This window comes from Sorangium sp. So ce1036 (genome assembly GCF_051369805.1).
Lineage (GTDB): Bacteria > Myxococcota_A > Polyangia > Polyangiales > Polyangiaceae > Sorangium > Sorangium cellulosum_F.
The window spans coordinates 5,027,015-5,051,750 of the sequence record NZ_JBBMOX010000001.1; the positions used below are offsets into that span (position 1 = coordinate 5,027,015).

Here is a 24,736-nt window from a genome sequence, read left to right on the forward strand (position 1 = left end):
CCCGCATTCCGGCAGCATGCCGCCACCTTCGAGTGGTCGGGGCCAAGGGACCCTCCTCTACGCGGTCGACGATGAGGAGAGCAACCTGGACCTCATGGAGCGGGCGCTCCGCTCCGGCTACCAGGTCCGCACCTTCGGCGATCCGCGCCGCGCGCTCGCGGCGGCGGTGAAGGAGCCTCCCTCGGTCGTCGTCGCGGACTATCGAATGCCCCACTTCAGCGGGCTCGCGCTGCTGCGCGAGCTGCGGCGGCAGGGGCTGAGCTACGTGCCCGTGCTCGTCTGCGCGCCGACCGACGTGGAGCAGATCCAGAAGATCTCCCGGGAGAGCGCGACGTTCCGGATCATCACGAAGCCGTGGATCGCCTCGGATCTGCGCCGCCAGGTCGATCTGGCGGTGAGCCTCCACCAGCTCCAGGCGGCGCGGGCCCTCCGCTGAGCCCGGTGGACGCGCGCTCCCTCGACGTGGTCGCGCTGGAGCTACCGCAGCGCTTCGGCGATCCGCGGGGCGCCCTCGCCGACATCGATCGTCTCCTTGGCTCGCCCGCGCTCTCGGGCGCCGGGCTCGTGCTGCTCCCCGAGCTCATCCTCACCGGCTACGTCTCGCCGCGGGGCGACAGCGATCTGCGCCGCTTCGCCGAGCCGCTCGACGGAGACTCCGCCGGGCGCCTCGCCGAGCTCGCGCGCGCGCACGCGGTCGCGCTGGCAGGTCCGCTCGTCGAGGAGAGCGAGGGGCGCCTCTACAACACCCTGCTCGTCTTCGATCGCGAGGGGCGGCGCGTCGGCCACTACCGCAAGCGACACCCGTGGTACCCGGAGCGCTGGGCGACGCCGGGGGATCTCGGGACGCCGGTCCTCGATCTGCTCGGCGTCCGGATCACCACGGCGATCTGCTTCGACGTCCACTTCCTCTCCGAGGACGCCGGCGGCGCGCTGGATGAGGCCGAGCTGCTGCTCTTCCCGACGGCCTGGGTCGATCCGCCCGGGGAGGGGGACCTGCGCGCCGAGCTCCTGCCCGCGCTGGCCCGGCGTCATGGCATCGCGATCGTGAACGCGAACTGGGGGCCGTCCCGCCCGGCGGTGGAGGGGCAGGGCGGCTCGCGCATCGTCGACGCGCGAGGGCGCTTGCTCGCGGCGGCGCCGCCCGGCTCGGGGCCAGGCGTGGCGCGCGCCACTGTGCGGTTCGCGCGCGCAGCGCGTCGCGCGCGCGCAGCGCGGCGCCTGAGCTGACGAGCGCGACGCCTGTTCAGAACAGCTCGGCCGCGATGCCGTCGGCGAACACCCAGGCGGCGCGCGGGACGCTGAGCCGCCCGCCGTCCACCCTGAGGCGGCCGGCGCGCTCGAGCCGCTCCGCGGCCTTCCGCCGCGCAGCGCTCCAGGCCGGCACCCCGAGCGCGGCCGCGGCCGCCTCGAGGTCGAACCCCTCGCGCAGCCGGAGCCCGAGCATGATGCGCTCGGACAGCCGGGTCTCCGGGCCGAGCCGCTCGTCGCTCGCCACCGGGATCGTCTGGCCCCCCTCGACCATGGCCGCCATGTACCGCTCCGGGCTCACGAGGTTCCGGTACCGGACCGCGAACGCCTCGCCGGGCGCCTCACCGTGGTCGCCGGCGCCCGCCGAGCGCAGGCCCCAGCGCGGATCGGGGCGTGATACCGTCCCGAAGGCGGCGCACCCGAGCCCGAGGTAGTCGACGCCCTGCCAGTAGCCGAGGTTATGGCGCGCCTCGTGGCCCGGCCTGGCGTAGTTCGAGATCTCGTAGTGCGTGAACCCCTGCGCCTCGAGCGCCTCGTCGATCGCGAAGAACGTCTCCGCCACCCCGTCGTCTCCGGCGAGCGGCAGGCGCCCGCGCCGCGCGAGCTCGCCGAACGAGGTGCCGGGCTCGATGGTGAGGCTGTACGCCGAGATGTGGCTCACCCCGGTCGAGGCCACGGCGCGCGCCTCGGCGGCGGCGTGCTCGGGGCGCTGCTCCCGCGCCGCCTCGGCGGTCCCCAGCGCGACTCCATAGATGAGGTCGCCGCTCACGCGCGGCATCCCGGACCGCAGGGCCGCCGTGAGCGCGCCGAGCCCGCCGTCCGGGTCGTGCAGGCGTCCGAGGAAGCGCAGGCGCTCGACGTCGAGCCCTTGCACGCCGACGCTCAGCCGGTTCACCCCGCTCGCCCGGAGGGCGCGTGCCCGCGACTCATCCAGGGAGGTCGGGTTGCACTCGACGGTCACCTCGAGGTCCGGCGAGAGCCGGCCAGCGGCCGCGGTGATGGCCGAGAGCACCCTGCCGATCTCCTCCGGCTCCCACAGGGACGGCGTCCCGCCGCCGAAGAACACGCTCCGGAGCTCGCGCTGGCCCAGCACCTCCGCTCGCCTCGCCAGCTCGGCCAGCACGGCGTCGGCATAGCCGCGGTGGTCGATCTCCTCTCGCGCTTTGGCGAACGAGACGAAGTCGCAGTAAGGACACTTCTTCAGGCACCAGGGGAAGTGGACGTACGCGGTGATGGGCTCCATGAAATCCATGAATCATGAAACATGAAGGGAGCGCGCGTCCGGCGCCGGGCGCGCGCATGGTGACACAATTGCGGGGTGTAGATCGCGGTGTTAGCGTGCGAAAGGGAGGGGGCGCGTCGCGCCCGCCGAACTCTTCATGCTGACGTTGACGGAGCTTGTCGATCGCGTTCGGACTTACCAGCCCGCTGCAGACGTCGATCTCATCGCCCGGGCCTACGCCTACAGCGCTGAGGCCCACAAGGGGCAGACCCGCAAGAGCGGGGACCCTTACTTCTCCCACCCGGCGAGCGTCGCCGCGATCATCACCGAGCTCAAGCTGGACACGGCGAGCGTCTGCGCCGGGCTCTTGCATGACGTCGTCGAGGACACGCTCGCGACGACCACCGACGTCGAGCACAGCTTCGGCCAGGAGGTGGCGTTCCTCGTCGACGGCGTGACGAAGCTCTCGAAGATCAACTTCGCCTCCAAGGAGGACCGGCAAGCCGAGAACTTCCGCAAGATGCTGGTGGCGATGGCGCGCGACATCCGCGTGCTCCTCGTGAAGCTGTGCGACCGCCTCGACAACATGCGGACGCTCGAGTTCATGAAGCCCGAGGCGCAGGACCGGATCGCCCGGGAGACGATGGAGATCTACGCCCCGCTCGCGAACCGCCTCGGCATCGCCCGCTTCAAGAGCGAGCTCGAGGACCTGTCGTTCCGGTACATCGAGCCCGAGGCGTGGGCGGACCTTACGCAGAAGGTCAAGACGACGGCGAAGGAGCGGGACAAGTACATCCACGAGGTCTCGAAGGTGCTCTCGGCCAAGCTCGCCGAGCAGGGCTTCGCGGTCGACGTGACCGGCCGGGCGAAGCACCTCTACTCGATCTGGCGCAAGATGCAGGTGCAGCAGTGCGACTTCGACCAGGTCTACGACGTCATCGCGTTCCGCGTGCTCGTCGAGTCGGTCGCCGACTGCTACGCGACGCTCGGCGTCATCCACTCGCAGTGGACCCCGGTCCCCGGCCGCTTCAAGGATTACGTCGCGCTGCCCAAGCCGAACATGTACCAGTCGCTGCACACGACGGTCATCGGCCCTGGCCGCGAGCGGATCGAGATCCAGATCCGCACCCACGAGATGCACCGCGTGGCCGAGCAGGGCATCGCGGCGCACTGGAAGTACAAGGAGAACAACTCCGGCGGCATCGATCCGAAGGACGCCGCGCGGTTCGGCTGGCTCCGTCAGCTGATGGAGTTCCAGAAGGAGCTCAAGGATCCGGCCGAGTTCCTGGAGAGCGTCAAGGTCGACCTGTTCCAGGACGAGGTGTACGTCTTCACGCCGAAGGGGGACGTGCGCGTCTTCCCGCGCGGCTCGACGCCGATCGACTTCGCCTATGCGATCCACACGAAGGTCGGCGAGCACTGCTCGGGCGCTCGGGTCAACGGCGCCATCGTCCCGCTCCGCTCGAAGCTCAGGAACGGCGACGTGGTCGAGGTGATGACGAACCCGAGCCAGCACCCCTCGAAGGACTGGCTCGACTACGTCTCCACCAGCCGCGCGCGCTCGAAGATCCGCAACTACCTGCGGACCGAGCAGCGCGAGAAGTCGCTCAAGCTGGGCAGGGAGCTCCTCGAGAAGGAGATGCACCAGCGGAGCATGAGCCTGAGCCGCCTCACCAAGACCGAGGCCGAGCTGCGCAAGGTCATGGATCGCTTCGGCGTCGCGTCGGCCGACGAGCTCTTCATCGCGGTCGGCTACGGCAAGGTGAGCGTGCGCGCGGTCTGCGAGTTCCTCGCCCCCACCCCCAAGGAGAACGAGAAGGGGAGCCCGACGGCGCCGCCCGAGTCGATCAAGGAAGGGCGGATCGAGTCGCTCGTGCGCAAGGTCACGGGGCGCGACAGCCACGGGATCCTTCTGAACGGCATCGACGATGTCCTGGTGCGCTACACGAAGTGCTGTAATCCGCTGCCCGGCGACGAGATCGTTGGGTTCATCACGCGCGGCCGCGGCATCACGGTCCACCGCCGCAACTGCGCCAAGGCGTTCGACACGGATCCGGAGCGCCGCGTGGAGATCTCGTGGGACTCGCGCGCGAAGATCAACCGCCCGGTGCAGATCAAGGTGATGACGGCGAACCGGCCGGGCATCCTCGCGACGGTCGGCCATACGTTCCACGAGCAGGGCATCAACATCAGCGAGGCGACCTGTCGGGCGGGCGATGACGGTCGCGCGATGAACACGTTCACCTTTCTGTGCTCCGACCTCGCCCAGCTGAAGAGCGTCATCCGGCGCTTGCAGCGGATCCCGGGCGTGATGGCCGTCGAGCGGACCTGAGCCGGAACGCCCGCCGGCCGCGACCGCGGATTCAGCGCGCGCGGCGAGCACGCGCGGCGGCGCCCGCCCTGGACGGCGCACCCCCGGGGGCCGCGCTGCTGTCGGCGAGCGCGCGGGTGAGGGGGCGGCCGAGGTCGCCGCCCGGCGCGTGACGCGCTGCGATCTCCTGGACCTTGCGGACCAGCCGGGTCACGTCGTGGTGGCGCACCGGGGCGCCGGCGAAGGCGCGATCGCAGAAGAAGGTGCGGCACCCGAGCGGCCTCGCCGCGTAGATCGCGCAGCGGCCGGCGTCGGTGAGCATCGGGCACCGCCGCTCGGACGCTTGCGGCAGCGCGCGCCGCCGATCCGGATCTCCGGCGGCCTTCGCCCGGTCGGGCGCCCCGGCCCCGTCGGCTCGCACGATCCCCTGGAGCGCGCGGGCGCCCCCTCGGGCCGCGATCGCGCGCCGCACGGCGGCGAGCTCGATGGACGTGACATACGGCTCGCGGCCCGTGATTCCGAACCGGCAGCACTCGGTCGAGGCCCCACAGCTCCAGCCCTGGAAGACCTCCTCGGCCTCGCCGTACACGGTCGTGAGCTCGGTGAGCAGAGCGGCTTCGAGGAGATGAGGGGCAGAGATCGCGGTCCGGCGCATGGCAGGGAGATGTCCAGCCGGTCCGTTCCGGGGCGAGCTGCCCCTGGGACCGGCGGGCGTTCGACGCGGGCCGGCACTGTGGCAGGCCTCGCGAGGGCTGCCAAGCTGGGCGGCGAGCGCGCACGCGCTATCCTCGTGCCGGATGTCGATCCTACGCCCGAAGCTCCGAGCCCTGGAGATCATCGTCATCCAGGATGAGCGCCACGGCCGTGCGCTGATGCTGCGCGACACCGAGGGGATCGCCCCGTCGGAGGTGATCGTTCCCGCCGCGAGCTCGGCGGTGCTCGCGCGCTTCGACGGGAGGCGCTCGCTGGACGAGATCGCGCGAGACGCCTCCCGGGCGACGGGCGAGCGCGTGGACGCCAACCAGGTGGCGCGGCTGGCCGACGAGCTGGAGCGCGCGTGGATGCTCGACAGCCCTCGGTTCCACGCGCGCCGGCGGGGCGTCGTGCGATCGTTCGACGCGGCGCCGATCCGGACGGCCGCGCACGCGGGCGGCGCGTACCACGGCGATCGAGCGCGGCTCGCCGACTTCATCGAGCGCCAGTGCCTCGCGGTCGCGCGGCCGCAGGGCGGGGCCGCGCGCGGCGCGACGGCGAAGGGCGCGGCTCCGCGCATGGTCGGCCTCTGCGCGCCGCACATGGACCTCTGGCGCGCTGCGGTGGGCTACGGGCACGCCTACGCCGCGCTGGAGCATGCGCTGGCGACGCCGGAGCTCCAGGCGATCGACACCTTCGTGCTGCTCGGCACCTCGCACGCCGCGATGCGTCGCCCGTTCGCGGTCTGCGAGAAGACGTTCGAGACGCCGCTCGGCCCGCTCGATCCGGAGCGCGAGATGATCGCGGAGCTCGCGGACGCGAGCCGCTTCGACGTGCGCGCGGAGCAGTACCTGCACAAGAACGAGCACTCGGTCGAGTTCCAGGCCGTGTTCGTGCGGCACCTCCTTGGCGATCGCGCGGCGGCGATCGTGCCCATCCTGTGCGGTCTCTCGGACTGCCAGGTGCGGCGCCGCGATCCCGCGCAGGATGACGACGCCGAGTCGTTCCTGACGGCGCTCGGCGAGGCCCTGGCGAGGCGCCGCGGTCGCGTCCTGGTGATCGCGGGGGCCGATCTCGCGCACGTCGGCCCGCGCTTCGGCGACCCGTCGCCGCTCGACGCCCGCCAGCGAAGGGCGCTGCGCGAACGCGATCACGCATCCATCGAGCGCGCGACGTCGATCGATCCGCCGGGCTTCTTCGCCGACGTCGCGCAGGATCTCGGCACGCGTCGCGTCTGCGGGCTCGGCCCGATCTACACGTTGCTCCGCGCGTTGCCGCCGTCGTCGCGCGGAGAGCTGTTGCACTACGACCAGTGCATCGACCCCGAGGAGGGGTCGATCGTCAGCCACACGTCTCTTGGATTCTACGTGTGAAGCGCCGCTCGCGTGCGCGGCGTGCCGCTCGCTTCGCAGGGAGCAGGGCCGGGAGCCCGTCGATTCCGGCAGCACGGGAGGTGTGCCGGCGAGCTCCCGGACAGAACGTGATTCAGCTCAACCGCGCGGACCCGACGGCGCGCGCTTCAACCGCGCGGGACCCGGCGGCGCGCGATGTCCAGGCCGAGCCGGTCGGCCTCGCGGTAGATCGCCTGCCGCGACATGCCGAGGGCGCGCGCCGCCGAGGCGACGGAGCCGTTGGCCCGGGCGAGCGCGTCCTCGAGACGGGCGCGCGCGAGCGACGGATCCGTCGCCGGCGGCAGGTTCGGCTTCACGCGGGGACCCCGCGCGAGCGACCCCGCGATCGGCGAGACGGAGAGCGGCCCCTCCGGCGAGGCCTGGGCCGCGGTGACGATGGCGGACTCGAGCTGCGGCACGCCGCCCGGCCAGCCGGCGCGAACGAGCGCCTCCAGGAGCTGCGGGGTGAAGCGATCGAGGGCGATCGCGTGGCGCTCCGCGATGTCGCGCACGATGAGCGGCACGTCCTCGCGCCGCATCTCGAGCGTCGGGATCGTGATCCGCTTTCCGGAGAAGAGCGACGCGAACCACGGCGCCACGCGCCCATCGCCGGCCGCCCGATCGAGCGGCTGCCCCGTCGTGGCGATGATGCTGACGCCGCTCGAGCGGCCGACCGAGTGCGCGATCTCCAGCTGCTGGGGGCGCGGGAGGCGATCGGCCTCGATGACCAGCCAGGTCATCGGCCGCGCGCCGGGCGGGATGGCCGGCTTGACCTCGGCGCTGCCGTCGACGACGAGGGTCTCCCCCAGCCCCTCGCGCACCGCGGCAGCCAGGCGGGCCAGGGTGCGCTTGCCGACCCCGGGCGCGCCCTCGATGCAGACGCTGGAGCCCGACTGCACCAGCTTCATCACCGGGTCGATCCAGTCCTTGCGCTGCTTCGGGCCGTACACGAGCGAGCCGAGCCGCGACGGCGCGCCGTCGTACAGCGCGAGGTGCCGCTCGACGAAGACGGCGAGCTGATGACCGAGGCGAACCACGTCGCCGTGCATCACGCCGATGCGCCGGGCGCGGACGCCGTTCACCCACGTTCCGTCGTGGGTGTCCATGTCCTCGATGTAGCAGCCGTCCGAGCGGACGCTGATCTTGGCGTGCTCGGGCGCGACGCCCTGGCCGTCGATGCGCGCGTCGCGCGCCGCGCTCCCGATCACGGCGCCATCCATCAGGCTCACGATGCGCGGCGGAGCATCGAGCCCGATGAGGACGAGCCCCCAGCCGCCGTCATCGTCCTGTCGCTTGGCGTGGACTCCGGACCGGTACTCCTTCTGGATTGCCGGCGCCGCCGTCTCCGCAACGTCCACTCGCAAAGCAGTCTGTTCGTTCATGATCCCCCCAAGTCCAAAGGACCTGCCTGGTCGACCCAGGCCAACCAAGAGCACGCCGAGCGGCGGGCAACTCTTCGATGTAAGAGCCCGCCACACGGTGCCGCTGTCGCGAACGCGAAGGCTTTATGAGCGGCACCGGTCCGGGTGCCTGGCGAGCCCCCTCGCTCGCAATGGCCACACAATACTCGACCAGAGCGGCCGTGCAACCTGCCGGCGACGGAAGTTTGAAGGATTCGTACTTCAGTGCTTGACTACGGTGACGTCGGTTGGTACTCATCCGCCACGCATCGACGGAGACGACCTCCGGTGATGACCTGGCGCAAATCAGGATTTTTCTGACAAGCGCGACATCGCCCGATGTGACTTGGGAATCTACTTGAGACTGACTTGAAGCTGACTCGAAGCAGCTTGCTGAATCGGGTGAGTGACGTTCGCGGGAGTAACTCAGTGGTAGAGTGCAACCTTGCCAAGGTTGACGTCGCGGGTTCAAATCCCGTCTCCCGCTCCAGGACATAGGCTCGGCGTACGGTGAGCCCATGCAAGAGGCCGGTGTGCATCACCGGCCTCTTGCGTTTTGTTCCGCGTTTTGTTCCGCGTCGAGCGCGACGATTCGCCGACGAATGCACGAGGCGCTGCGGCGATCGATGCGCCAGCCTTCGGGCCTGTGGTACGAGCATTGGCCTCATGTCCGCTCCGCTCCACGAGCGCCTGCGCCTGGTTGCCCATAGCCTAGAGCGGCAATTCCTGGGCAAGGACGAGATCATCCGCCTGCTCATGATCGCGGTTGTCGCCGGTGAGCACTGCGTGCTCCTCGGCCCGCCCGGGACCGCGAAGAGCGCGCTCATCCGCACGCTCGCCGAGCTGATGCAGGCGCGGTACTTCGAGTACCTGCTCACGCGCTTCACCGAGCCGAACGAGATCTTCGGTCCGGTCGACATCGGCGCCTTCCGCGAGGGCGTCTACCGCCGGAACACCACGGGGATGCTCCCGGAGGCGGAGATCGTCTTCCTCGATGAGGTCTTCAAGTCGAACAGCGCGATCCTGAACGCGCTGCTCACGCTGCTCAACGAGCGCAAGTTCTCGAGCGGCGGCCAGGTGCTCCGCTGCCCGCTCATCAGCGTCTTCGCGGCCTCGAACGAGGTGCCGGGCGACGAGACGCTGACGGCGATCTTCGATCGCTTCCTCCTGCGCGTGCAGTCGGACAACCTCGACGCCTATCACTTCAGCGAGCTGCTCCAGCGCGGCATCCAGCAGGAGATCCGGCACATGGCCGGCGAGCCGCTCCGCCCGCTCGTGGCGGCGCGCGAGCTCGCCGAGCTCGGCCGTGGGTTCGGCGCCCGGATGAACTTCGGCGACGCGTTCCTCTCGGCCTACAAGGGGCTGGTGTTCCAGATCCGCGCCGAGGGGATCTCGCTCTCGGACCGCCGGGTCGTGAAGATGCTCAAGCTGTTCGCGGCGAGCGCCTACCTCGACGGTCGCCAGACGACGGACGCGAGCGACTTCTTCGTGCTCAAGCACATCTGGAACAACCAGGATCAGGCGGCCCTGCTCGAGGGGATCGTGCAGCCGGTGCTCGAGGCGTTCTTCCGCGAGCACCCGGATCGCCGGCGCGTCGGCGCGCTCGGCGTCGGCGTCGAGGCGCTCGCCGCGGAGATCGATCGCATCCGCCAGATCCTCACGGGCGGCGCCGCCCTCGGTGACGTGCAGCTGTTCAGTCAGCTGAAGGCGCTCGGTGAGATCAAGCAGGCGCTCGCCGGGATCAACGACGCCCGGGCCCGCGAGCTCGAGGCGCGCGTGTCTCAGCTGCTCGAGGCTTCGTTCCGGAGCGGTCGCTTCGCGCAGATCTAGCCGGGGGCGGCGCAGGCGCGCTCGGCGCGGCGGCGTTCGCCCTGGACCGGGCGTTCGGCCTGGCCGCGCCCGCGGCGGGCGCGCTCGGCGCGGCGGCGTTCGCCCTGGAGCGGACGTTCGGCCTGGCCGCGCCCGCGGCGGGCGCGCTCGGCGCGGCGGCGTTCGCCCTGGACCGGGCGTTCGGCGGCGCCGATGCCCGGCTCCGCGCGCCCGGTCCGGCGCCCTCCGGCGCGGGCCGGTGCGGCGCCCTCGCGCTCGAGCGCGCCAGGCCGGCAGCCCGGCGATGGTCCACCGGTCCGGACGACGCGCCCAGCACCGCGCCCCGGATCCGCTTGGGAACACCGAACGCCTTGCGGATCTGGAGCAGCTCATCCACGGTCAGCGCGCGCCACTCTCCCGGCCGGAGCGCCTCCGAGGTAACCCCGGCGAACGTCGTTCGGGCGAGGCGCATCACGGGCCAGCCGGTCGCCTCGCCCATGCGCCGGATCTGCTGGTTGCGGCCCTCGCGGAGGGTTACCTCGATCCAGGTCTTGTCTCCCTCGTGACGGAGCAGCCGCGCTTCGGCCGGCAGCGTGACGCCATCCTCGAGGCGGATCCCCTCGCGCCAGGGCTTGAGGTCGTCGTCGTCCATGACGCCCTGGACCTTCAGCACGTAGGTCTTCGGGACGCCGCCGCGCGGATGGAGCAGCGCGTTGGCGAAATCGCCGTCGTTCGTCATGAGGAGGATCCCGCTGGTCGCGAAGTCGAGCCGACCGACGGGGTAGAGCCGCGCGCCGGCGCCGCGCACGTAGTCGGCGACCGTCGGGCGCCCCTCGGGGTCGCGCATGGTCGAGACCACGTTGCGCGGCTTGTGGAGGGCCACGTAGACCGGCGCCTCGGAGACCAGGCGCTTGCCATCCACCTCGATCCGGTCCTTCTGCCGGTCTGCCCTGTGGCCGAGCTCTGTCACGACACGGCCGTTCACGCGCACCCGCCCGGCGAGGATGAGCTCCTCGGCCGCCCGGCGTGAGGCGACCCCTGCGCGCGCGATGATCTTCTGAAGACGTTCTTCCATGGTGTTGTTCTGGACCTGCCGCCGACGCTGCTCTGCGGGATGACCGCTCCGATGATGGATGACCGCTCTGATAAGCACGCTCCGTGCGCCGCGTCGACCGGCCTCGAGGCCTGCGCTCCGCCGGGGCGAACGCGGGCGCAGCGTCGGCGAGCCGCTGCGTGGCGACGCCGGCGAGCGCTGCTGCTTGCGCCACACCTGAAGCGACGATGACGCGGTGAGTCCAGGCGAGCGGGATGGACCTGGACGGGGATCGGACGAGGCGCCCGCTACTCCTTCGGGGGCTCGGCGCTTCCGCCGCTGTCCACGGCCTCGTTCGCCTCGTCCGCGGCGGCCTGGTCCTCTGCGGCCTTCTTCGCCGCCTCGGCCGCGGCCTCCTCTTCCTTCTTGCGCTCGGCGTCCTCGACGCGGCGCCGCAGCTCGTTGTCGTGATCCCACCGATCGACGCGCTCGTCGCCGTCGAGGTCCACGCCCATCCGCTCGAGCCGGCCCATGCGGTAGATCTCCCAGACGTCCGGCTTGCCGTCGCGGTTCGTGTCCCGCTTGATGCGCGAGAGCTTGCCGCCGCTGTAGTACTTCCACTCGTCCGGGTTGCCGTCTCGGTCGCTGTCGATCCTCACCTCGGCCAGCCTGCCGGTGGCGAACGTGATCCAGGTGTCGATCCGCCCGTCGTAGTTCGAGTCGGCCTCCTCGTGCAGGCTCTCGCCCTTCTCGTTGTAGCGGCGGACGACGTCCTTCACCCCGTCGAAGTTGGTGTCGATCTCGCGGCAGACGAGCGCCCTGTGACGGTCCTCGCCCGTGCCCACGATCTGGAAGACGCGCCGCACGTTGGGCTGGATCGCGCCCGGCCCCGCGGTCTCGCTCGCCTCGCGGTCCTCCCTGCCTTTCCAGTCGCACATCGAGCGATCGTCGATGGTGCCATCGGCGTTGCGCTTCGCCTCGAGCCTGGGCGCCTTCGCCCCCTCGAAGCCCGGATCCGAGCCGCAAGCTGCGCCGAACAGGCCGAGCGCGACCAGCGCGAGGAGCTCCTGTCTCGTCATGTCATGGTCCCTTCGTTGCGGCATTCGGGCTCGCGGCGTCCGCGGGCGCGGCGCTCGACGCCGGGCTCGCGCCGGTGGGGGCCGCTCCGGTCCCCGCGCTCGTCGGCTCGGCGCCCGCGGGCGGGGCCTGTCCCGCGGGCGGCGCGGTGCTGCCCGGCGGGGGCGCGGCGCCGCCCGGCGGGGGCGCGGCCGCCCTCGGCGTCCCGTACGACTCGGCGCAGAGGTCCACCACGCTGTTAGGATCGGGCTTGCCGTCGGCGTTCTGGTCCGTCGCCACGATCGCGCACTTCGCGTCGTTCGGGTTGTTGAACTGCCACCACTGATCGATGATCCCATCGCCGTCCGAGTCCCGCTCGCGGCGGAGGAGGCGCTGCCCCTCGTAGTGGTCCCAGGTGTCGAGCTTGTCGTCGAAGTTGGTCTCGCGCTCCTTCAGCACGATCACGCCGCGCTCGTAGTGCGCGATCTCGTCGGCGCGCCCGTCGCGGTCGAAATCCGACTCGCGCCGGCGCTCGAGCCCTGCGGCGTCGTAGTAGATGAAGGCGTCGATCGCTCCATCGAGGTTCAGGTCGACGACCCGGCAAACCTCCCGGCCATCCCGCTTGACGTGGATGATGTCGGGGACCCGATCGCCGTTCACGTCGACCTTCTCCGCCGAGGGAGAGTCCTTCTCGCAGGGCTCGTGGACGATCGTCGTGTCCCGCTCGCCTGTGGCGCTCTTTGCGCGGGTCGGCGCCGGCGTCGAGGACCCACAGGCGGCGACGGCGGCGGTCATCAGGGCCACGAGCGAGCACCTGGGCGACGGCCAGGTGAGCGGGAATCGCATCATCAAGAGATTCCTCCAGCGGGCCCGGAATTTTCGGGACACGAGCTCGACGCGCCGGGCGAGCCGTCCCGACGCGGACCAGCTTCGGCCGGAGTCTAGACCGCCGTCCGTGCGTACAGCAAGACGCCCACGGGGGCGCTCGCCGGCCCGCACCTACATCGGAACCCGCGTCGGCCGAGCGCCACGAGGCCACCCAGCGCCATTCCGATTGACATCATACGTACCGGCATCTAGGGTAACGTCTTGTCAGTCAACCCCTTCGAGACTGGCGGGTTCCCCTCCCCGGGCGTGACATGTCGCGGAAGAAAGTCTCGACGACCATCTACATCACGCCCGAGCAGGCCGAGCGGCTGAAGATCTTGCACGAACGCACCAAGGTCCCGATCGCCGTCTACATCCGCGAAGGGATTGACATGGTCCTCAAGCACTACGAGCACGTGCTGCCGGGGCAGATGTCCCTGGAGAGCACGTCGGTCCTCCCGCCGCCACCTCCGCCCGCGAAGAAATGACCCGGGGCCCGGGAAGCCCCCGGGACGCTCGGGGAGGGGGCGTATTGTCCGGGCGGATGGCTTCGCGGCGCCGGTCGCGCTAGGAGCAAGCGCGCCGTGGTGCAACATGGCCCCGCGGCGCTCGTGCCAGCGCGCGCTGCGGTCCGCTTTCTGATGATGAGGCGCGGACCTGCGGTCCGCTCCTTCACATCCCGGTCGAGGCCGCGCGCTGGCGGCCGCTAACGCTGGTCGGGGCGCCGCGCCCCGAAGCTCGCTATGCCCGCTGATCCCAAGCTCATCCGCAACTTCTCGATCATCGCCCACATCGACCACGGCAAGTCCACGCTCGCCGACCGCATCCTCGACGCGACCGGAGCGCTCACCACCCGAGAGCAGAAGGAGCAATTCCTCGACAAGATGGAGATCGAGCGCGAGCGCGGGATCACGATCAAGGCCCAGACCGTGCGGCTCGATTACACCGCGAAGGACGGGCAGACGTACCGGCTGCACCTCATCGATACGCCCGGGCACGTCGACTTCAACTACGAGGTCTCGCGCAGCCTCCAGGCGTGCGAGGGCGCGCTGCTCGTCGTCGACGCCACCCAGGGCGTGGAGGCGCAGACCCTCGCGAACGTCTTCCTCGCGCTCGACAACAACCTCGAGATCATCCCGGTCCTCAACAAGATCGACCTGCCCTCGGCCGACGTCGATCGGACGACGCGCGAGATCGAGGACGTCATCGGGCTCGACTGCTCCGGCGCCATCCCCGCCAGCGCCAAGACCGGGATCGGCATCACGGAGATCCTCGAGGCGGTCGTCGCGCGCGTCCCGCCGCCGAAGGGCGATCTCCAGGCGGCCCCGCGCGCGCTCATCTTCGACAGCTGGTACGACAGCTACCGGGGCGCGATCGTGATGGTGCGCGTCGTCGACGGCACCCTCCGGAAGGGGCAGAAGGTCCGCTTCATGGCGACCGGCCGCGACTACGAGATCACGGAGATGGGCGTGTTCACGCCCCACGCGACCGCCCTCTCCGAGCTCGGGCCGGGGGAGGTCGGCTTCCTCGTCGGCAACATCAAGAGCGTGGTCGACACGAAGATCGGCGACACGGTGACGGACGCCGTCCACCCCGCGACGGTGCCGCTGCCCGGCTTCAAGGAGGTGAAGCCGATGGTCTTCGCCGGGATCTTCCCGACGGACTCGGACCAGTACGAGGACCTCCGCGACGCCCTGTCGAAGCTCCACATGAACGACGCGGCGTTCGTCTTCGAGCCCGACACGTCCGAGGCGCTCGGGTTCGGCTTCCGGTGCGGCTTCCTCGGCCTGCTCCACATGGAGATCATCCAGGAGCGGCTCGAGCGCGAGTACAACCTCGACCTCATCACGACCGCGCCGAGCGTCGTCTACCACTGCTACCTGACCGACGGCTCGATGAAGTCGATCGAGAACCCCGCGAAGCTCCCGCCGCCGAACCTCATCGATCGCATCGAGGAGCCGATCTTCCGGATGACCGTCCACGTGCCGGCGGCGTACGTCGGCGCCGTGCTGTCGCTGTGCCAGGAGCGGCGCGGCGAGCAGAAGTCGATCCAGTACGCCTCGTCCGACCGCGTGATCATTACCTACGACATGCCCCTCAGCGAGGTGCTGTTCGACTTCCACGACAAGCTGAAGAGCGTGTCGCGCGGCTACGCGTCGATGGATTACGAGCTCGTCGGGTACCGGGCCGACGACCTCATCAAGCTCGACATGCTGGTGAACGGCGACCCGCTCGACGCCCTGAGCGTCATCGTGCACCGGGAGAAGGCGTACGCCCGGGGCCGGGACCTCGCCGTGAAGCTCAAGGACATCGTGCCGCGCCAGCAGTACGAGGTCGCCATCCAGGCGGCGATCGGGACGAAGGTCATCGCGCGGACCACGGTGAAGGCGATGCGCAAGGACGTGACCGCCAAATGCTACGGCGGCGACATCAGCCGCAAGCGCAAGCTCCTCGAGAAGCAGAAGGAGGGCAAGAAGCGCATGAAGATGGTCGGGAGCGTCGAGATCCCGCAGGAGGCTTTCCTCGCGATCCTGAAGATCGACTGAGGGACCCGAGGCCCGGCGCTCGCCCTCCGCGCGGGGGAGGAGGTGGCGCGGCCCACGCGAGCGTGGCGGCGCGCGTCCGTCGCCCGTATACAGCGGCTCATGCAGCCCAGCCCCGCCCGCCCGCGCGCCCGCTGCGCGGCGCCCCTGCTCCTCGCCCTCGCCGTCCTCGCGTGCGACGACCCGCGCGCCCAGGCGCCGGCGGCCCCCGCGTCCTCGCCCCCGGCCGCGCCGACGGCGAGCGCCGCGCCGGCGCCGAGCGCCGCCGCGCCCCCCGCCGCCACCGGGGCTGCGAAGCGGCAGATGCCGCCGCGGCCGTTCCCGCTCGGGTCGAGCGGGCCCGTCCAGCCGAGCGCTCCGCCGGAGCAACAGATGATGGCGATCCAGTACACGCTCGCCATGGTGTCGCCGCAGCCGACCGACCCGCTCGTCGACAAGGGCTACCTCGAGGCGATCCTGCCGAAGCTCGCCGCCGCGGCGCGCACCGCGGACAAGGGCAAGACGCCGCCCGATCCCGCGAAGCCGGCCAAGGGCAACCGGAAGATCGAGGTCGACATGGGCCGGGGGTGCACCGAGCGGACCCCGGCCAACCTGCTCGCGCAGCGGGCAGGCTCCTCCTTCAAGGAGGCGTTCGACGCGGGCATCCTGGTCATCTCTTGCCACGACGACAAATGGGAGTGCCACCAGTCGACGCGGGATCCGGGCGACGTCCTCTGCCACGCAGCGCCGCGGCGCTGAGCGTGGTATGGGCTGCCCCTGCCATGCAGGAGACGCTCGCCTTCTCGCTCCCGGGAGCCGCCAACGCGCTCCCCCGCACCGATCCGCTCGCCGCGTTGCTCGACGAGCTGAACCGAGGACGCTCGCCGCTCGCCCGGCTGCGCCACGACGCCAGCATCTCGTTCGGCCCCGTCATGCGCGTCGAGCGCTTCGTCCTCGGCAACGGGCTCAAGGTGCTCGTGCACGTCGACCCCTCGGCGCCCGTCGTGTGCCTGCAGACGTGGTTCGGCGTCGGCTCCCGCCACGAGCGCGTGGGCAAGACCGGCATCGCCCACCTGTTCGAGCACCTCATGTTCGGCGAGACGGAGAGCGTCCCCCACGGCGCGTTCGACCGGATGCTCGAGGAGGCCGGCGCCGAGACGAACGCGGCGACGTTCCTTGACTGGACCTACTACCACACGAACCTGCCGAAGGACGCGCTCGAGCTCACCGTCCGGCTCGAGGCGGAGCGCATGGCGCGGCTCGTCCTCCGCGACCCCCAGGTGTCGAGCGAGAAGGAGGTCGTCGCCAACGAGCGGCGACAGCGGGTCGATGACGACGTCGACGGCTCGGTCAGCGAGCTCCTCTACAAGGAAGCGTTCCGGAAGCACGCGTACGGGTGGCCGACCATCGGCTGGATGGAAGACATCAAGGGCTTCACGACCGAGGATTGCGTCGAGTTCTACCGGACGTACTACGCCCCGAACAACGCGGCGCTCGTCGTCGTGGGCGACGTCGCGCTCGATCGGGCGCTGCGGGCGGTGCAGGACCACTACGGCGTGCAGGAGCCGTCGACGATTCCGGTCGAGGACGTGTGCCCCGAGCCGCCGCAGACCGAGGAGCGCCGCGCCGAGGTAGTGAAGCCGACCGCCACGCACAAGGTCGCCATCGGCTACCGCGCCCCGGCGCTCGGGGATTTCGACCACGCGCCCCTCGTGCTGCTGAACGAGATCCTCTTCTCCGGGCGGTCGTCGCGCGTGCACCGCGCGCTCGTGCAGGAGCAGGAGATCGCCAGCGAGATCCGCGGCTGGGTCGGCTCGTTCCGCGACCCCGCGCTGTACGACATCTACCTCTCGGCGCGCGGTGAGCACACGGGCGACGCGCTGCTCGCGGCCCTCGAGCCGATCCTCGAGGAGGTGCGTCGCTCCCCCGTGACCGAGGCGGAGCTCGACCGGGCGAAGGCGCGCATCGAGCTCTCGGTCCTGCAAGGGCTCGAGACCGTCGCCGGCAAGGCCGAGCAGATCGGCTTCTACGAGACGGTGCTCGGCGATCCCGCGGCCCTGTTCGAGCGGCTCGCCGCTTACCGGCGAGCGACCGTGGGGGATCTGCTGCGCGTCGCGCGCCGCTACCTCGTGAGCTCGGCGCGGACCGTGATCCACGTGATCCCGGACGGATCGAGCGCCGAGGACGGGGGCGACGACGCGGCAGAGGCGGACGCGGACAGCGAGGAGGCATCGTGAGCCAGAGCGTGAAGAGCGGCGTCGCCTGGGGCGCGGAGGAGCAGGGCAGGGGAGCGCCGGGCGGGCGCGTGACGCCGCGCGGCCCGGCGGTGCTCGTGGAGACGAGCCACGCGCTCCCCCTGGTCAGCATCGTGGTCGCGTTCCGCTCCGGGTCGGCGCACGACCCGGCGGGGCGCGAGGGGCTCGCCAGGATCACGGCGCGCATGCTCCGCCGCGGCGCCGAGGGGTACAGCGCGAACGAGATCGAGGAGACGATCGACGCGCTCGGCGGCGAGTTCGGCGCGGACGTGGCGACGAGCGCGACGTCGGCGCACTTCGAGGTGATCAAGCGCTCGCTCGATCGCTTCGTGGACCTCGGGGCCACGCTCCTCGCGCGCCCCACGTTCGCGGCGCCCGAGCTCGCCCGGCTCCTGCGCGAGGCCGAGGCCGAGCTCGTCGACGCGCGCGACAGCGATCGCTCGCTCTGTAGCCGCGCGTTCCGGCGGACCCTGTTCGCGGGGCACCCCTACGGCCGCCGCATCGCGGGCACCATCCCGACCCTGCGGGCGATCACGCGGGACGACGTCGCGGCCTTCTATGCGCGGCACTACACCAGGCGCAACGCGATCGTGGCCATCTCGGGCGACATCGAGCCCGGCGAGGCGCACGCGATCGCGGAGCGCCTCCTGTCCGGTCTGCCCGAGGGGGAGGCGATCGCGGACCCGGTGCCGGACCCCGCGGCGAGGCCGGGGCGGCGGCTCGTCTTCGTCGACAAACCCGAGCGGACGCAGACCCAGATGGTCATCGGGGGCCTCGGCACCGACGCGCACGATCCCGATCACATCGCGCTCGTGGTCGCGAACACGGCCTTCGGCGGCACCTTCTCGTCGCGGCTCATGCAAGAGGTGCGCGCGAAACGTGGCTGGTCGTACGGCGCGTCGTCGCGCGCGGGCTTCGATCGGCACCGCGACGCCTTCACCATGTGGACCGCCCCCGCGGCGCAGGACGCCGCCGCGTGCCTCTCCCTGGAGCTCGATCTGCTCGCGGCGCTGCGGCGCGACGGGATCACCGAGGACGAGCTCACGTTCGTGAAGCGGTACCTCGTCCGCTCCCACGCGTTCGAGATCGACACCGCGAGGAAGCGCGTCCACCAGAAGCTCGAGGAGATGCTGTACGACTTGCCCGAGGGGTATCACGAGACGTACGTGCAGCGCGTCGAGGCGGTCACGCTCGCGGAGGCGAACGCCGCCGTGCGGCGCAGGATCCCGGAGGACGACCTCGTGGTCGGCGTCGTCGGGACCCACGCGGAGATCGGCGAGGCGATCGCCTCGGCGATCCCGCGGCTCTCGGACGTGCAGGTCGAGCCGTACGACCTGGAGTAGCCGTCACCGCCACCGGGGGCCGCGGCCGCAGCGCCGGTCGCGGCGCGGCGTCGACGGCGCTGCTTCTTCGCGAGGTCGGGGCAGGGCTCGCGCTCTGCCCGAGGATCCCCGGCGCCGTCCGGCCGCCGCCGTTTGGTCCCCGATCCGCGCTGGGCTAAGGTCAACCCGTGGCCTGGCCTGCTGAGCTCGCCCTGCACCTGATCCGCACGGTGCACCTCCTGGTCCTCACGGTTGCTCCCACGCGGCTCTCGCCCGAGCCGTTGCCGCCGCGCGCGCTCGCGCTGTCGGCGGCGCTGGCCGCGGCCGCGCTCGTCGCGGCGCTCGGCGTGCCGGCGTGGTTCGCTGCGCGGACCGAGGCGCGGCTCGCCCGGAACGGGGCGGCGCTGATGTGGCTCGCGGTCGCCGCGGCGACCGCGGCGGCGTTCCACTACCGCGGCCCCCGCGCCCCGCTCGCGCAGGGGGTGGTGCTCGTCGCCGTGCCGCTGTGGGCGGCGCTCTCGACGCTCGCCGCGGCCGCGGCGGAGCGCTGGCTCGGCTCGACCTTCAAGCACAGGCGGATGGGCGCGGCGATCGCCGTGATCGGCCTCGGCGCCGTCCAGCTGCTCGGGGCGGCGCCCCTGCTCGGCTCGCACGAGAAGATGTGGTGGGCGGCGCTGCGCCGCGACGGCGCGCACCTGCGCGCCCTCGACGAGCTCACGGCGCCGCTGCTCGACGAGCGCGAGCACGGCGCGATCGCGGCCGTCGCCGCGCGCTGCCTGAAGATGCACCCGAGCGCCGCGCCCGCCTCCTCGCCCGCCGCGCCGGCCACGTGCGCCTGCCTCGCGCTGCGCGCCGAGGCGAGGCTGCGCGCCCGCAACGCAGCCGCCGCCCTCCGCGACGCGGAGGCGGCGCGCGCGCGATGCCCGGACCAGGTGGGCACGGCGGCCACGCTGGCCGAGGCGCTCGCCGTGGCGGGCCGCCCGGAGCGGGCCGAGGCCGAGGCGCGCGCCGCGCTGGAGCAGGGGGGCGATCCGGCGCGGCTCCGCTACGCGCTCGCGCTCGCGCACGAGCGCGCGGGCCGCCTCCCGGAGGCCAGGGAGGAGGTCGAGCGCGCGATCGCGGCCGGCGCCGGCCGAGAGGCGCAGCTCCTCGCGGGCGCGCTCGCGATCCTCGCCGGGGATCTCGACGGAGCGACGGCGCGCCTCACGCCGCTCGCCACGCAGGATCCCTCCGACGCCGACGTGCTCTACAACCTCGCGCTCATCGCCGATCAGCGCGGCGACTACAACGGCGCGCGCCAGGGCTACCTCGCGGCCTTGAGGGTCGATCCGCGGAGCGCCGAGGCGCGCTACAACCTCGCGCTCCTGACGTTCCGCGCGGGCGTCACGGAGGAGTCGCGGCACCACGTGCGCAAGTTCGTCGAGGCCTTCCCGGAGGATCCGCGGGGCAAGCAGCTCGCGCAGACCACGGGTGTGCCCTTCGGCGCCGGTGAAGGAGGCCCGCGTCCGGCCCGCTCCGACGCGCGAGGAGCGCCGCCGAAGGCCGCCGCGAGCTCGGGCTCTCGCTAGCCGTTCGTGCGCTGCGTCGATCCTCCCGCGCCGCGGCGCAGCTCACGATCGCGCGGATCGACGGTTCACTTTCGCGCGGCGCAAACGTGACCCTGAGCGGCTCCCTGTGGTATTCCGGAGGTCTGGGAGGCTGCGTGACACCCGCCGCGGGGACCACCGTTGCCGATCGCTTTCGCCTGACGCGTCCGCTAAGGCAAGGCGGGATGGGCTCGGTGTGGCTCGCCCAGCACGTCGGCCTCGACATGCCGTGCGCGATCAAGTTCATGCACGCGCAGGGCGTCTCCCAGGAGGTGCGGCTCCGCTTCGAGCGGGAGGCCAAGATCGCGGCGCAGATCCGGAGCCCGCACGTCGTGCAGATCCTCGATCACGGCGTGTGGGAGGGCACCCCCTACATCGCGATGGAGTACCTCGAGGGGGAGGACCTCGACTCCCGCATCCAGCGCGTCGGGCGGCTCGATCCGCACGACACGATGGCGATCACGGCGCAGGTGGCGCGCGCCCTCACGAGAGCCCACGCGGCGGGCCTGGTCCATCGCGATCTCAAGCCCGCGAACATCTTCCTCGTCCGGGACGACGACCGGGAGATCGCCAAGGTGCTCGATTTCGGGATCGCGAAGGACAGCACGCCGCGGGTCGCCTCCACGACGAAGACCGGCTCGCTGCTCGGGACGCCCGCGTACATGAGCCCGGAGCAGGCGCAGGGGACCAAGAGCATCGATCATCGCTCGGATCTGTGGTCGCTCGCCGTCGTCGTGTTCGAATGCCTGACCGGCAAGCTCCCGTTCGACAGCGAGGCGTTCGGCGATCTGCTCCTCAAGATCATGGTTCGGCCGCTGCCCGTGCCCTCGCAGCTCGCCCCGGTGCCGCCAGGCTTCGACGCCTGGTGGACGCGCGCCGCGTCACGCGAGCCAGAGGCCCGCTTCCAGAGCGCGAAGGAGTTCTGCGATGCGCTCGCCGTGGCCCTCGACCTCTCGACCGACAGCTTCGACCAGCGGACGAGCTTCTCCGGCCTGTTCCGGGCGTCCGGCGATCGCGTGTCGTTGGAGCTCGGCTTTGCCCCGCGGTCCCAGGGCAGCGCAGCGCTCCTCGATCCAGAGCCCGAGAGCGCGGTGCCCTCGCTCGGCGACGCGGCCACGCTGGTCGCCTCGGACGCCGAGGCCGGGCAGCTCGCGGCGAGCTCCCCCGTCCCGATCGGCTCCACCGGCGGCGCGGAGGGGGCGCCCGCGATGTCGGCCCGCCAGACGCCATCGCAGACCGCGAGCGCGCTGGTCTCGGTCGTGTCTCCCGCGGCCAGGCGACCGCGGCGGGTCGTCGGCCGTGCGCTCGCGGGCGCGGCCGCCGGCGCGGCGGTCGTGCTCGTCGCCGGGTTCTTTCTCCTGCGCGGCGAGAGCTCCGGCGGCGAAACCCGGCCGCTCGCGCAACCAGCCGCCGCGGGCTCCTCGCCCGGCGCGCCGGGGAGGCCCGAGGTCGTGGCGTCCTCTGCGGCGCCCGAGCGGGAGCCTGAGCGGCCCGCGGCGGAGGACCGCCCGGCCGCGTCCGTGCCGGCGCCGTCGGCCTCCTCGACGGCTGCTCCAGCGCGAGCGGCTCCGGCGTCGAGCGGCGCGCGCACGCCGTCTGCGTCGCCCGCTCAGGTGAAGCCGCGTACCCCGGCGCCTTCGGGGACCGTGCGCCGCAAGCCGAAGCCGAAGCCGAAGCCGACCGACTTCGGTATCTGACGTTCACCCGTTGTGCTCCGCACTGATCTCGCTCGTATGGCTCGTCGACTCGGAATGGCTTCCTTGCTGCTCGCGCTCACCTGCGCGCCCGCCCTCGCCCTGGCGCAGGGCTCCGATGCCCCGGCGCAGGTCTCCGACGCCGACCGCGCGACGGCTCGGTCGCTCGCCGTGGAGGGCCAGGAGGCCCTTGATCGGAGAGATTTCTCCGCCGCGCTCGATCGATTCGGCCGCGCCGATGCCATCATCCACGCGCCCACGCTGCTGCTCGGCGTCGCTCGGGCGCAGGTCGGCCTGGGCCAGTGGATCGCGGCCCAGGAATCGTACAGCCGCATCCTCCGCGAGGGGGCACCGGAGGGATCGCCCGAGCCGTTCTTCGAGGCGATCAAGGCCGCTCAGCGGGAGCTCGACGCGCTCGCGCCACGGATCCCGCAGGTGCTCATCCAGGTGAGCGGCTCGGACGCCGCCGACGTCACGATCGACGGGGAGCCCGTGCCGCGCGCCGCGATCGGGGTGAAGCGGCCGGTGGATCCGGGCGAGCACACCGTCCGCGCGACGGCCGCGGGGTTCTCCCCGGTCGAGGTGAAGGTGACGCTCTCGGAGGGCGCCACCGAGACCGTCGCGCTGGCGCTCAGGCCGCTCGCGCCGCCGCTCGCCGCCGCGCCGCCGCTCGCCGCCGCGCCGCCCCCTCGGAGCGCGGCTTCGACGCCGGACAGGGGCCCTGTCGCGTCCAGCGGAGGCCGCACGACGCTCGGGATCGTCGCGCTCGGGCTCGGCGGGATCGGCCTCGGGGCCGGTGCGGTGGCGGGCGCGCTCGCGGTCAGCAAGCACGGTGACCTCTCGGAGCGCTGCCCCCGCGGCCGGTGCGACCCGTCGCTCGCGGACGACGTCGACGGCTATCACGCGATGGGCACCCTCTCGACGCTCGGGTTCGCCATCGGCGCCGTGGGCGTCGGCGCGGGCGTGTTCCTCATCCTCACGGCGCCGAGGTCGCCGCAGCGCGCGGGCCTGTCGGTCTCGCCCGTGATCGGCCTCGGCTTCGCAGGGGCGAAGGGGAGGTTCTGATGCGTCAGGTGTTCAGGGTCGGTTGGATGCTCGGCCTCGCGACCGCCGTCGCCGCATGCACCAGCCTGCTCGGGGACTTCGATGTCGGTACGGGCGACGCGAGCTCAGCCGGTGGGGGTGGCGCGAGCGCGACCGGTGGGGGCGGCGCGAGCTCGACGGGCGGGGCCCAGCCGTGCACGGCCGGCTGGAGGGACTGCGACGGAAACCCCGACGACTGCGAGGTGGACGTGACCTCCGACCCGCAAAACTGCGGCGCCTGCGGCGCGGTGTGCCTCGCGGGCGGGTCCTGCAGCGCCGACGGCTGCAGCGGGGTCACGGAGCTCGCGCGCGGGTACAGCGACGCGGCGTTCCTCACCATCTACCAGGACGAGGTCTACTGGACGGCCGGCGACGATGCGGCCGGCAGCGTGCTCAAGGTGTCGATCCACGGCGGGCCGATCACGCGCCTCGCCGCCGGGCAGAACGCTCCGTACGGGATCGCCGTCAACGCGCACGGCGTCTTCTGGTCCAACCTCAACGCGAAGCGCGTCATGAAGGTGGACCACGAGGGGAAGGAGGAGCCGAGGTGGGTCGTGGACTCGGATTACGTGACCCTCGGCGTGGTCGCCGATGACGCGGACGTGTTCTGGGCGCAGCGCGCGGGCTCGATCGGCACTCCGGGGAACGGGAGCCTCATCGGCCGGATCCGCATGCCCGACGGCGAGGCGGACGCACGCTTCCGCAGGGACGACATGACGTCGCCGCACCTCCTCGCGCTCGACGAAGGCCACGTGTACTGGGTCGATCGCCGCGAGCGCGGCGGGGTGAACAGGACATCGCGGCGGGACGGCGGCCCGACGACCCGGGTGGCCGATGATCAGTCCTTCCCGTACGCCGTCGCCGTGGATCGTGACCACGTCTACTGGGCCAACAACTCCAGCCCGAGCGCGAGCGCCGTGATGAGGGCGCCGAAGGACGGTCGGCAGGCGCCGAAGCCCGTCTGGGTACCCTCCGGGGAGGACGACGTGCGGAACCAGCTGCCCAACAGCATCGCCGTGGACGATGAGGATCCTTACGTCTACTGGACCGATCAGGGGGCTGCCCGCGTCTGGCGGAAGCGCAAGGATGGCAGCGGGAACCAGGAAACGCTGTACAGGGGAGGCGTCCCGCGCGGGATCGTGCTCCACGGCGACTTCGTGTACTGGGTGAACGCGACCCCCGACGGCGCGGTGCTCAAGCTCCGCCGTCCTGAGTAGGCTCTGCCTGGCGGCGTCGCGAGCGGC

The 24,736-nt window shown here is 71.8% G+C and carries 20 protein-coding genes and 1 tRNA gene; 15 read left to right on the forward strand and 6 right to left on the reverse strand.

The window, feature by feature from the left end:
* Window positions 1-16 precede the first annotated feature (16 nt).
* Both WMF31_RS18845 and WMF31_RS18850 read left to right on the forward strand, forming a co-directional pair.
* Complete coding sequence (locus WMF31_RS18845) at window positions 17-436, forward strand: response regulator (protein ID WP_436603280.1); 420 nt, start codon at window positions 17-19, stop codon at window positions 434-436.
* Window positions 437-441: 5 nt separating this feature from the next.
* Window positions 442-1,227: a carbon-nitrogen hydrolase family protein gene (locus tag WMF31_RS18850; protein ID WP_436603281.1), complete on the forward strand. Its 786-nt coding sequence runs from the start codon at window positions 442-444 to the stop codon at window positions 1,225-1,227.
* A 16-nt stretch (window positions 1,228-1,243) separates the two neighbouring features.
* On the opposite strand, the gene hemW is transcribed toward WMF31_RS18850, so the two are convergent.
* A complete protein-coding gene (hemW, locus tag WMF31_RS18855) occupies window positions 1,244-2,491 on the reverse strand; it encodes a radical SAM family heme chaperone HemW (RefSeq protein WP_436603282.1) in 1,248 nt (415 codons plus the stop codon).
* Between the two features lie 136 nt (window positions 2,492-2,627).
* Between hemW and WMF31_RS18860 the strand changes: the two genes are divergently transcribed.
* Window positions 2,628-4,802, forward strand: a complete 2,175-nt coding sequence (locus tag WMF31_RS18860; protein ID WP_436603283.1) for a RelA/SpoT family protein — start codon at window positions 2,628-2,630, stop codon at window positions 4,800-4,802.
* 31 nt (window positions 4,803-4,833) lie between these two features.
* On the opposite strand, the gene WMF31_RS18865 is transcribed toward WMF31_RS18860, so the two are convergent.
* Window positions 4,834-5,436 carry a YkgJ family cysteine cluster protein gene (locus WMF31_RS18865; protein ID WP_436603284.1) on the reverse strand — a complete coding sequence of 201 codons (603 nt, stop codon included), beginning with the start codon at window positions 5,434-5,436 and terminating at the stop codon, window positions 4,834-4,836.
* Between the two features lie 142 nt (window positions 5,437-5,578).
* On the opposite strand from WMF31_RS18865, the gene amrB reads away from it, so the two are divergent.
* The gene (gene amrB, locus WMF31_RS18870; RefSeq protein ID WP_436603285.1) at window positions 5,579-6,847 is read left to right on the forward strand and encodes an AmmeMemoRadiSam system protein B; all 1,269 of its coding nucleotides are present in this window, start codon (window positions 5,579-5,581) and stop codon (window positions 6,845-6,847) included.
* Between the two features lie 146 nt (window positions 6,848-6,993).
* On the opposite strand, the gene WMF31_RS18875 is transcribed toward amrB, so the two are convergent.
* Entirely contained in the window at window positions 6,994-8,223 is a 1,230-nt protein-coding gene (locus tag WMF31_RS18875) for an FHA domain-containing protein (RefSeq protein WP_242516303.1), read from the reverse strand.
* Window positions 8,224-8,680: 457 nt separating this feature from the next.
* Between WMF31_RS18875 and WMF31_RS18880 the strand changes: the two genes are divergently transcribed.
* Window positions 8,681-8,755: transfer RNA gene (locus tag WMF31_RS18880), tRNA-Gly, on the forward strand.
* A 176-nt stretch (window positions 8,756-8,931) separates the two neighbouring features.
* Window positions 8,932-10,095, forward strand: coding sequence for an AAA family ATPase (locus tag WMF31_RS18885; protein WP_129348136.1), 1,164 nt, complete (start codon window positions 8,932-8,934; stop codon window positions 10,093-10,095).
* Here the strand turns inward: WMF31_RS18885 and WMF31_RS18890 are convergent.
* From WMF31_RS18890 to WMF31_RS18900, 3 genes are all read right to left on the reverse strand, one after another.
* Window positions 10,007-11,149: a pseudouridine synthase gene (locus WMF31_RS18890; RefSeq protein WP_436603286.1), complete on the reverse strand. Its 1,143-nt coding sequence runs from the start codon at window positions 11,147-11,149 to the stop codon at window positions 10,007-10,009. The genes WMF31_RS18885 and WMF31_RS18890 overlap by 89 nt on opposite strands.
* Before the next feature lie 266 nt (window positions 11,150-11,415).
* Window positions 11,416-12,186 carry a hypothetical protein gene (locus WMF31_RS18895; RefSeq protein ID WP_436603287.1) on the reverse strand — a complete coding sequence of 257 codons (771 nt, stop codon included), beginning with the start codon at window positions 12,184-12,186 and terminating at the stop codon, window positions 11,416-11,418.
* A 1-nt stretch (window position 12,187) separates the two neighbouring features.
* Window positions 12,188-13,012, reverse strand: coding sequence for a hypothetical protein (locus tag WMF31_RS18900; protein WP_436603288.1), 825 nt, complete (start codon window positions 13,010-13,012; stop codon window positions 12,188-12,190).
* A gap of 290 nt (window positions 13,013-13,302) precedes the next feature.
* On the opposite strand from WMF31_RS18900, the gene WMF31_RS18905 reads away from it, so the two are divergent.
* The 9 genes from WMF31_RS18905 (at window position 13,303) to WMF31_RS18945 (ending at window position 24,709) form a co-directional block, all read left to right on the forward strand.
* Window positions 13,303-13,518 carry a ribbon-helix-helix domain-containing protein gene (locus WMF31_RS18905; RefSeq protein ID WP_436603289.1) on the forward strand — a complete coding sequence of 72 codons (216 nt, stop codon included), beginning with the start codon at window positions 13,303-13,305 and terminating at the stop codon, window positions 13,516-13,518.
* Window positions 13,519-13,773: 255 nt separating this feature from the next.
* Entirely contained in the window at window positions 13,774-15,576 is a 1,803-nt protein-coding gene (gene lepA / locus WMF31_RS18910; protein WP_436603290.1) for a translation elongation factor 4, read from the forward strand.
* 99 nt (window positions 15,577-15,675) lie between these two features.
* A complete protein-coding gene (locus WMF31_RS18915) occupies window positions 15,676-16,311 on the forward strand; it encodes a hypothetical protein (RefSeq protein ID WP_436603291.1) in 636 nt (211 codons plus the stop codon).
* 23 nt (window positions 16,312-16,334) lie between these two features.
* Entirely contained in the window at window positions 16,335-17,789 is a 1,455-nt protein-coding gene (locus WMF31_RS18920) for a M16 family metallopeptidase (RefSeq protein ID WP_436603292.1), read from the forward strand.
* A complete protein-coding gene (locus tag WMF31_RS18925) occupies window positions 17,786-19,150 on the forward strand; it encodes a M16 family metallopeptidase (protein ID WP_436603293.1) in 1,365 nt (454 codons plus the stop codon). The genes WMF31_RS18920 and WMF31_RS18925 overlap by 4 nt, the downstream gene beginning before the upstream one ends.
* A 167-nt stretch (window positions 19,151-19,317) precedes the next feature.
* A complete protein-coding gene (locus tag WMF31_RS18930) occupies window positions 19,318-20,697 on the forward strand; it encodes a tetratricopeptide repeat protein (protein WP_436603294.1) in 1,380 nt (459 codons plus the stop codon).
* Between the two features lie 134 nt (window positions 20,698-20,831).
* On the forward strand, window positions 20,832-22,412 hold the full coding sequence (locus tag WMF31_RS18935) for a protein kinase domain-containing protein (RefSeq protein ID WP_436603295.1): 1,581 nt from the start codon (window positions 20,832-20,834) through the stop codon (window positions 22,410-22,412).
* 54 nt (window positions 22,413-22,466) lie between these two features.
* Complete coding sequence (locus WMF31_RS18940; protein WP_436603296.1) at window positions 22,467-23,474, forward strand: hypothetical protein; 1,008 nt, start codon at window positions 22,467-22,469, stop codon at window positions 23,472-23,474.
* Window positions 23,474-24,709 (forward strand): lipoprotein receptor, encoded by a 1,236-nt coding sequence (locus WMF31_RS18945; protein WP_436603297.1) that lies wholly within the window; start codon window positions 23,474-23,476, stop codon window positions 24,707-24,709. Before WMF31_RS18940 ends, WMF31_RS18945 begins: the two co-directional genes overlap by 1 nt.
* The last annotated feature ends 27 nt before the right edge of the window (window positions 24,710-24,736 follow it).

Bases quoted from the DNA above. Each gene is read 5' to 3' on its own strand.
- WMF31_RS18845 (WP_436603280.1), top strand. From the start codon at position 17: ATGCCGCCACCTTCGAGTGGTCGGGGCCAAGGGACCCTCCTCTACGCG.
- hemW (WP_436603282.1), bottom strand. From the start codon at position 2,491: ATGGAGCCCATCACCGCGTACGTCCACTTCCCCTGGTGCCTGAAGAAG.
- WMF31_RS18860 (WP_436603283.1), top strand. From the start codon at position 2,628: ATGCTGACGTTGACGGAGCTTGTCGATCGCGTTCGGACTTACCAGCCC.
- WMF31_RS18865 (WP_436603284.1), bottom strand. From the start codon at position 5,436: ATGCGCCGGACCGCGATCTCTGCCCCTCATCTCCTCGAAGCCGCTCTG.
- amrB (WP_436603285.1), top strand. From the start codon at position 5,579: ATGTCGATCCTACGCCCGAAGCTCCGAGCCCTGGAGATCATCGTCATC.
- WMF31_RS18885 (WP_129348136.1), top strand. From the start codon at position 8,932: ATGTCCGCTCCGCTCCACGAGCGCCTGCGCCTGGTTGCCCATAGCCTA.
- WMF31_RS18890 (WP_436603286.1), bottom strand. From the start codon at position 11,149: ATGGAAGAACGTCTTCAGAAGATCATCGCGCGCGCAGGGGTCGCCTCA.
- WMF31_RS18895 (WP_436603287.1), bottom strand. From the start codon at position 12,186: ATGACGAGACAGGAGCTCCTCGCGCTGGTCGCGCTCGGCCTGTTCGGC.
- WMF31_RS18900 (WP_436603288.1), bottom strand. From the start codon at position 13,012: ATGATGCGATTCCCGCTCACCTGGCCGTCGCCCAGGTGCTCGCTCGTG.
- WMF31_RS18905 (WP_436603289.1), top strand. From the start codon at position 13,303: ATGTCGCGGAAGAAAGTCTCGACGACCATCTACATCACGCCCGAGCAG.
- lepA (WP_436603290.1), top strand. From the start codon at position 13,774: ATGCCCGCTGATCCCAAGCTCATCCGCAACTTCTCGATCATCGCCCAC.
- WMF31_RS18915 (WP_436603291.1), top strand. From the start codon at position 15,676: ATGCAGCCCAGCCCCGCCCGCCCGCGCGCCCGCTGCGCGGCGCCCCTG.
- WMF31_RS18920 (WP_436603292.1), top strand. From the start codon at position 16,335: ATGCAGGAGACGCTCGCCTTCTCGCTCCCGGGAGCCGCCAACGCGCTC.
- WMF31_RS18940 (WP_436603296.1), top strand. From the start codon at position 22,467: ATGGCTTCCTTGCTGCTCGCGCTCACCTGCGCGCCCGCCCTCGCCCTG.
- WMF31_RS18945 (WP_436603297.1), top strand. From the start codon at position 23,474: ATGCGTCAGGTGTTCAGGGTCGGTTGGATGCTCGGCCTCGCGACCGCC.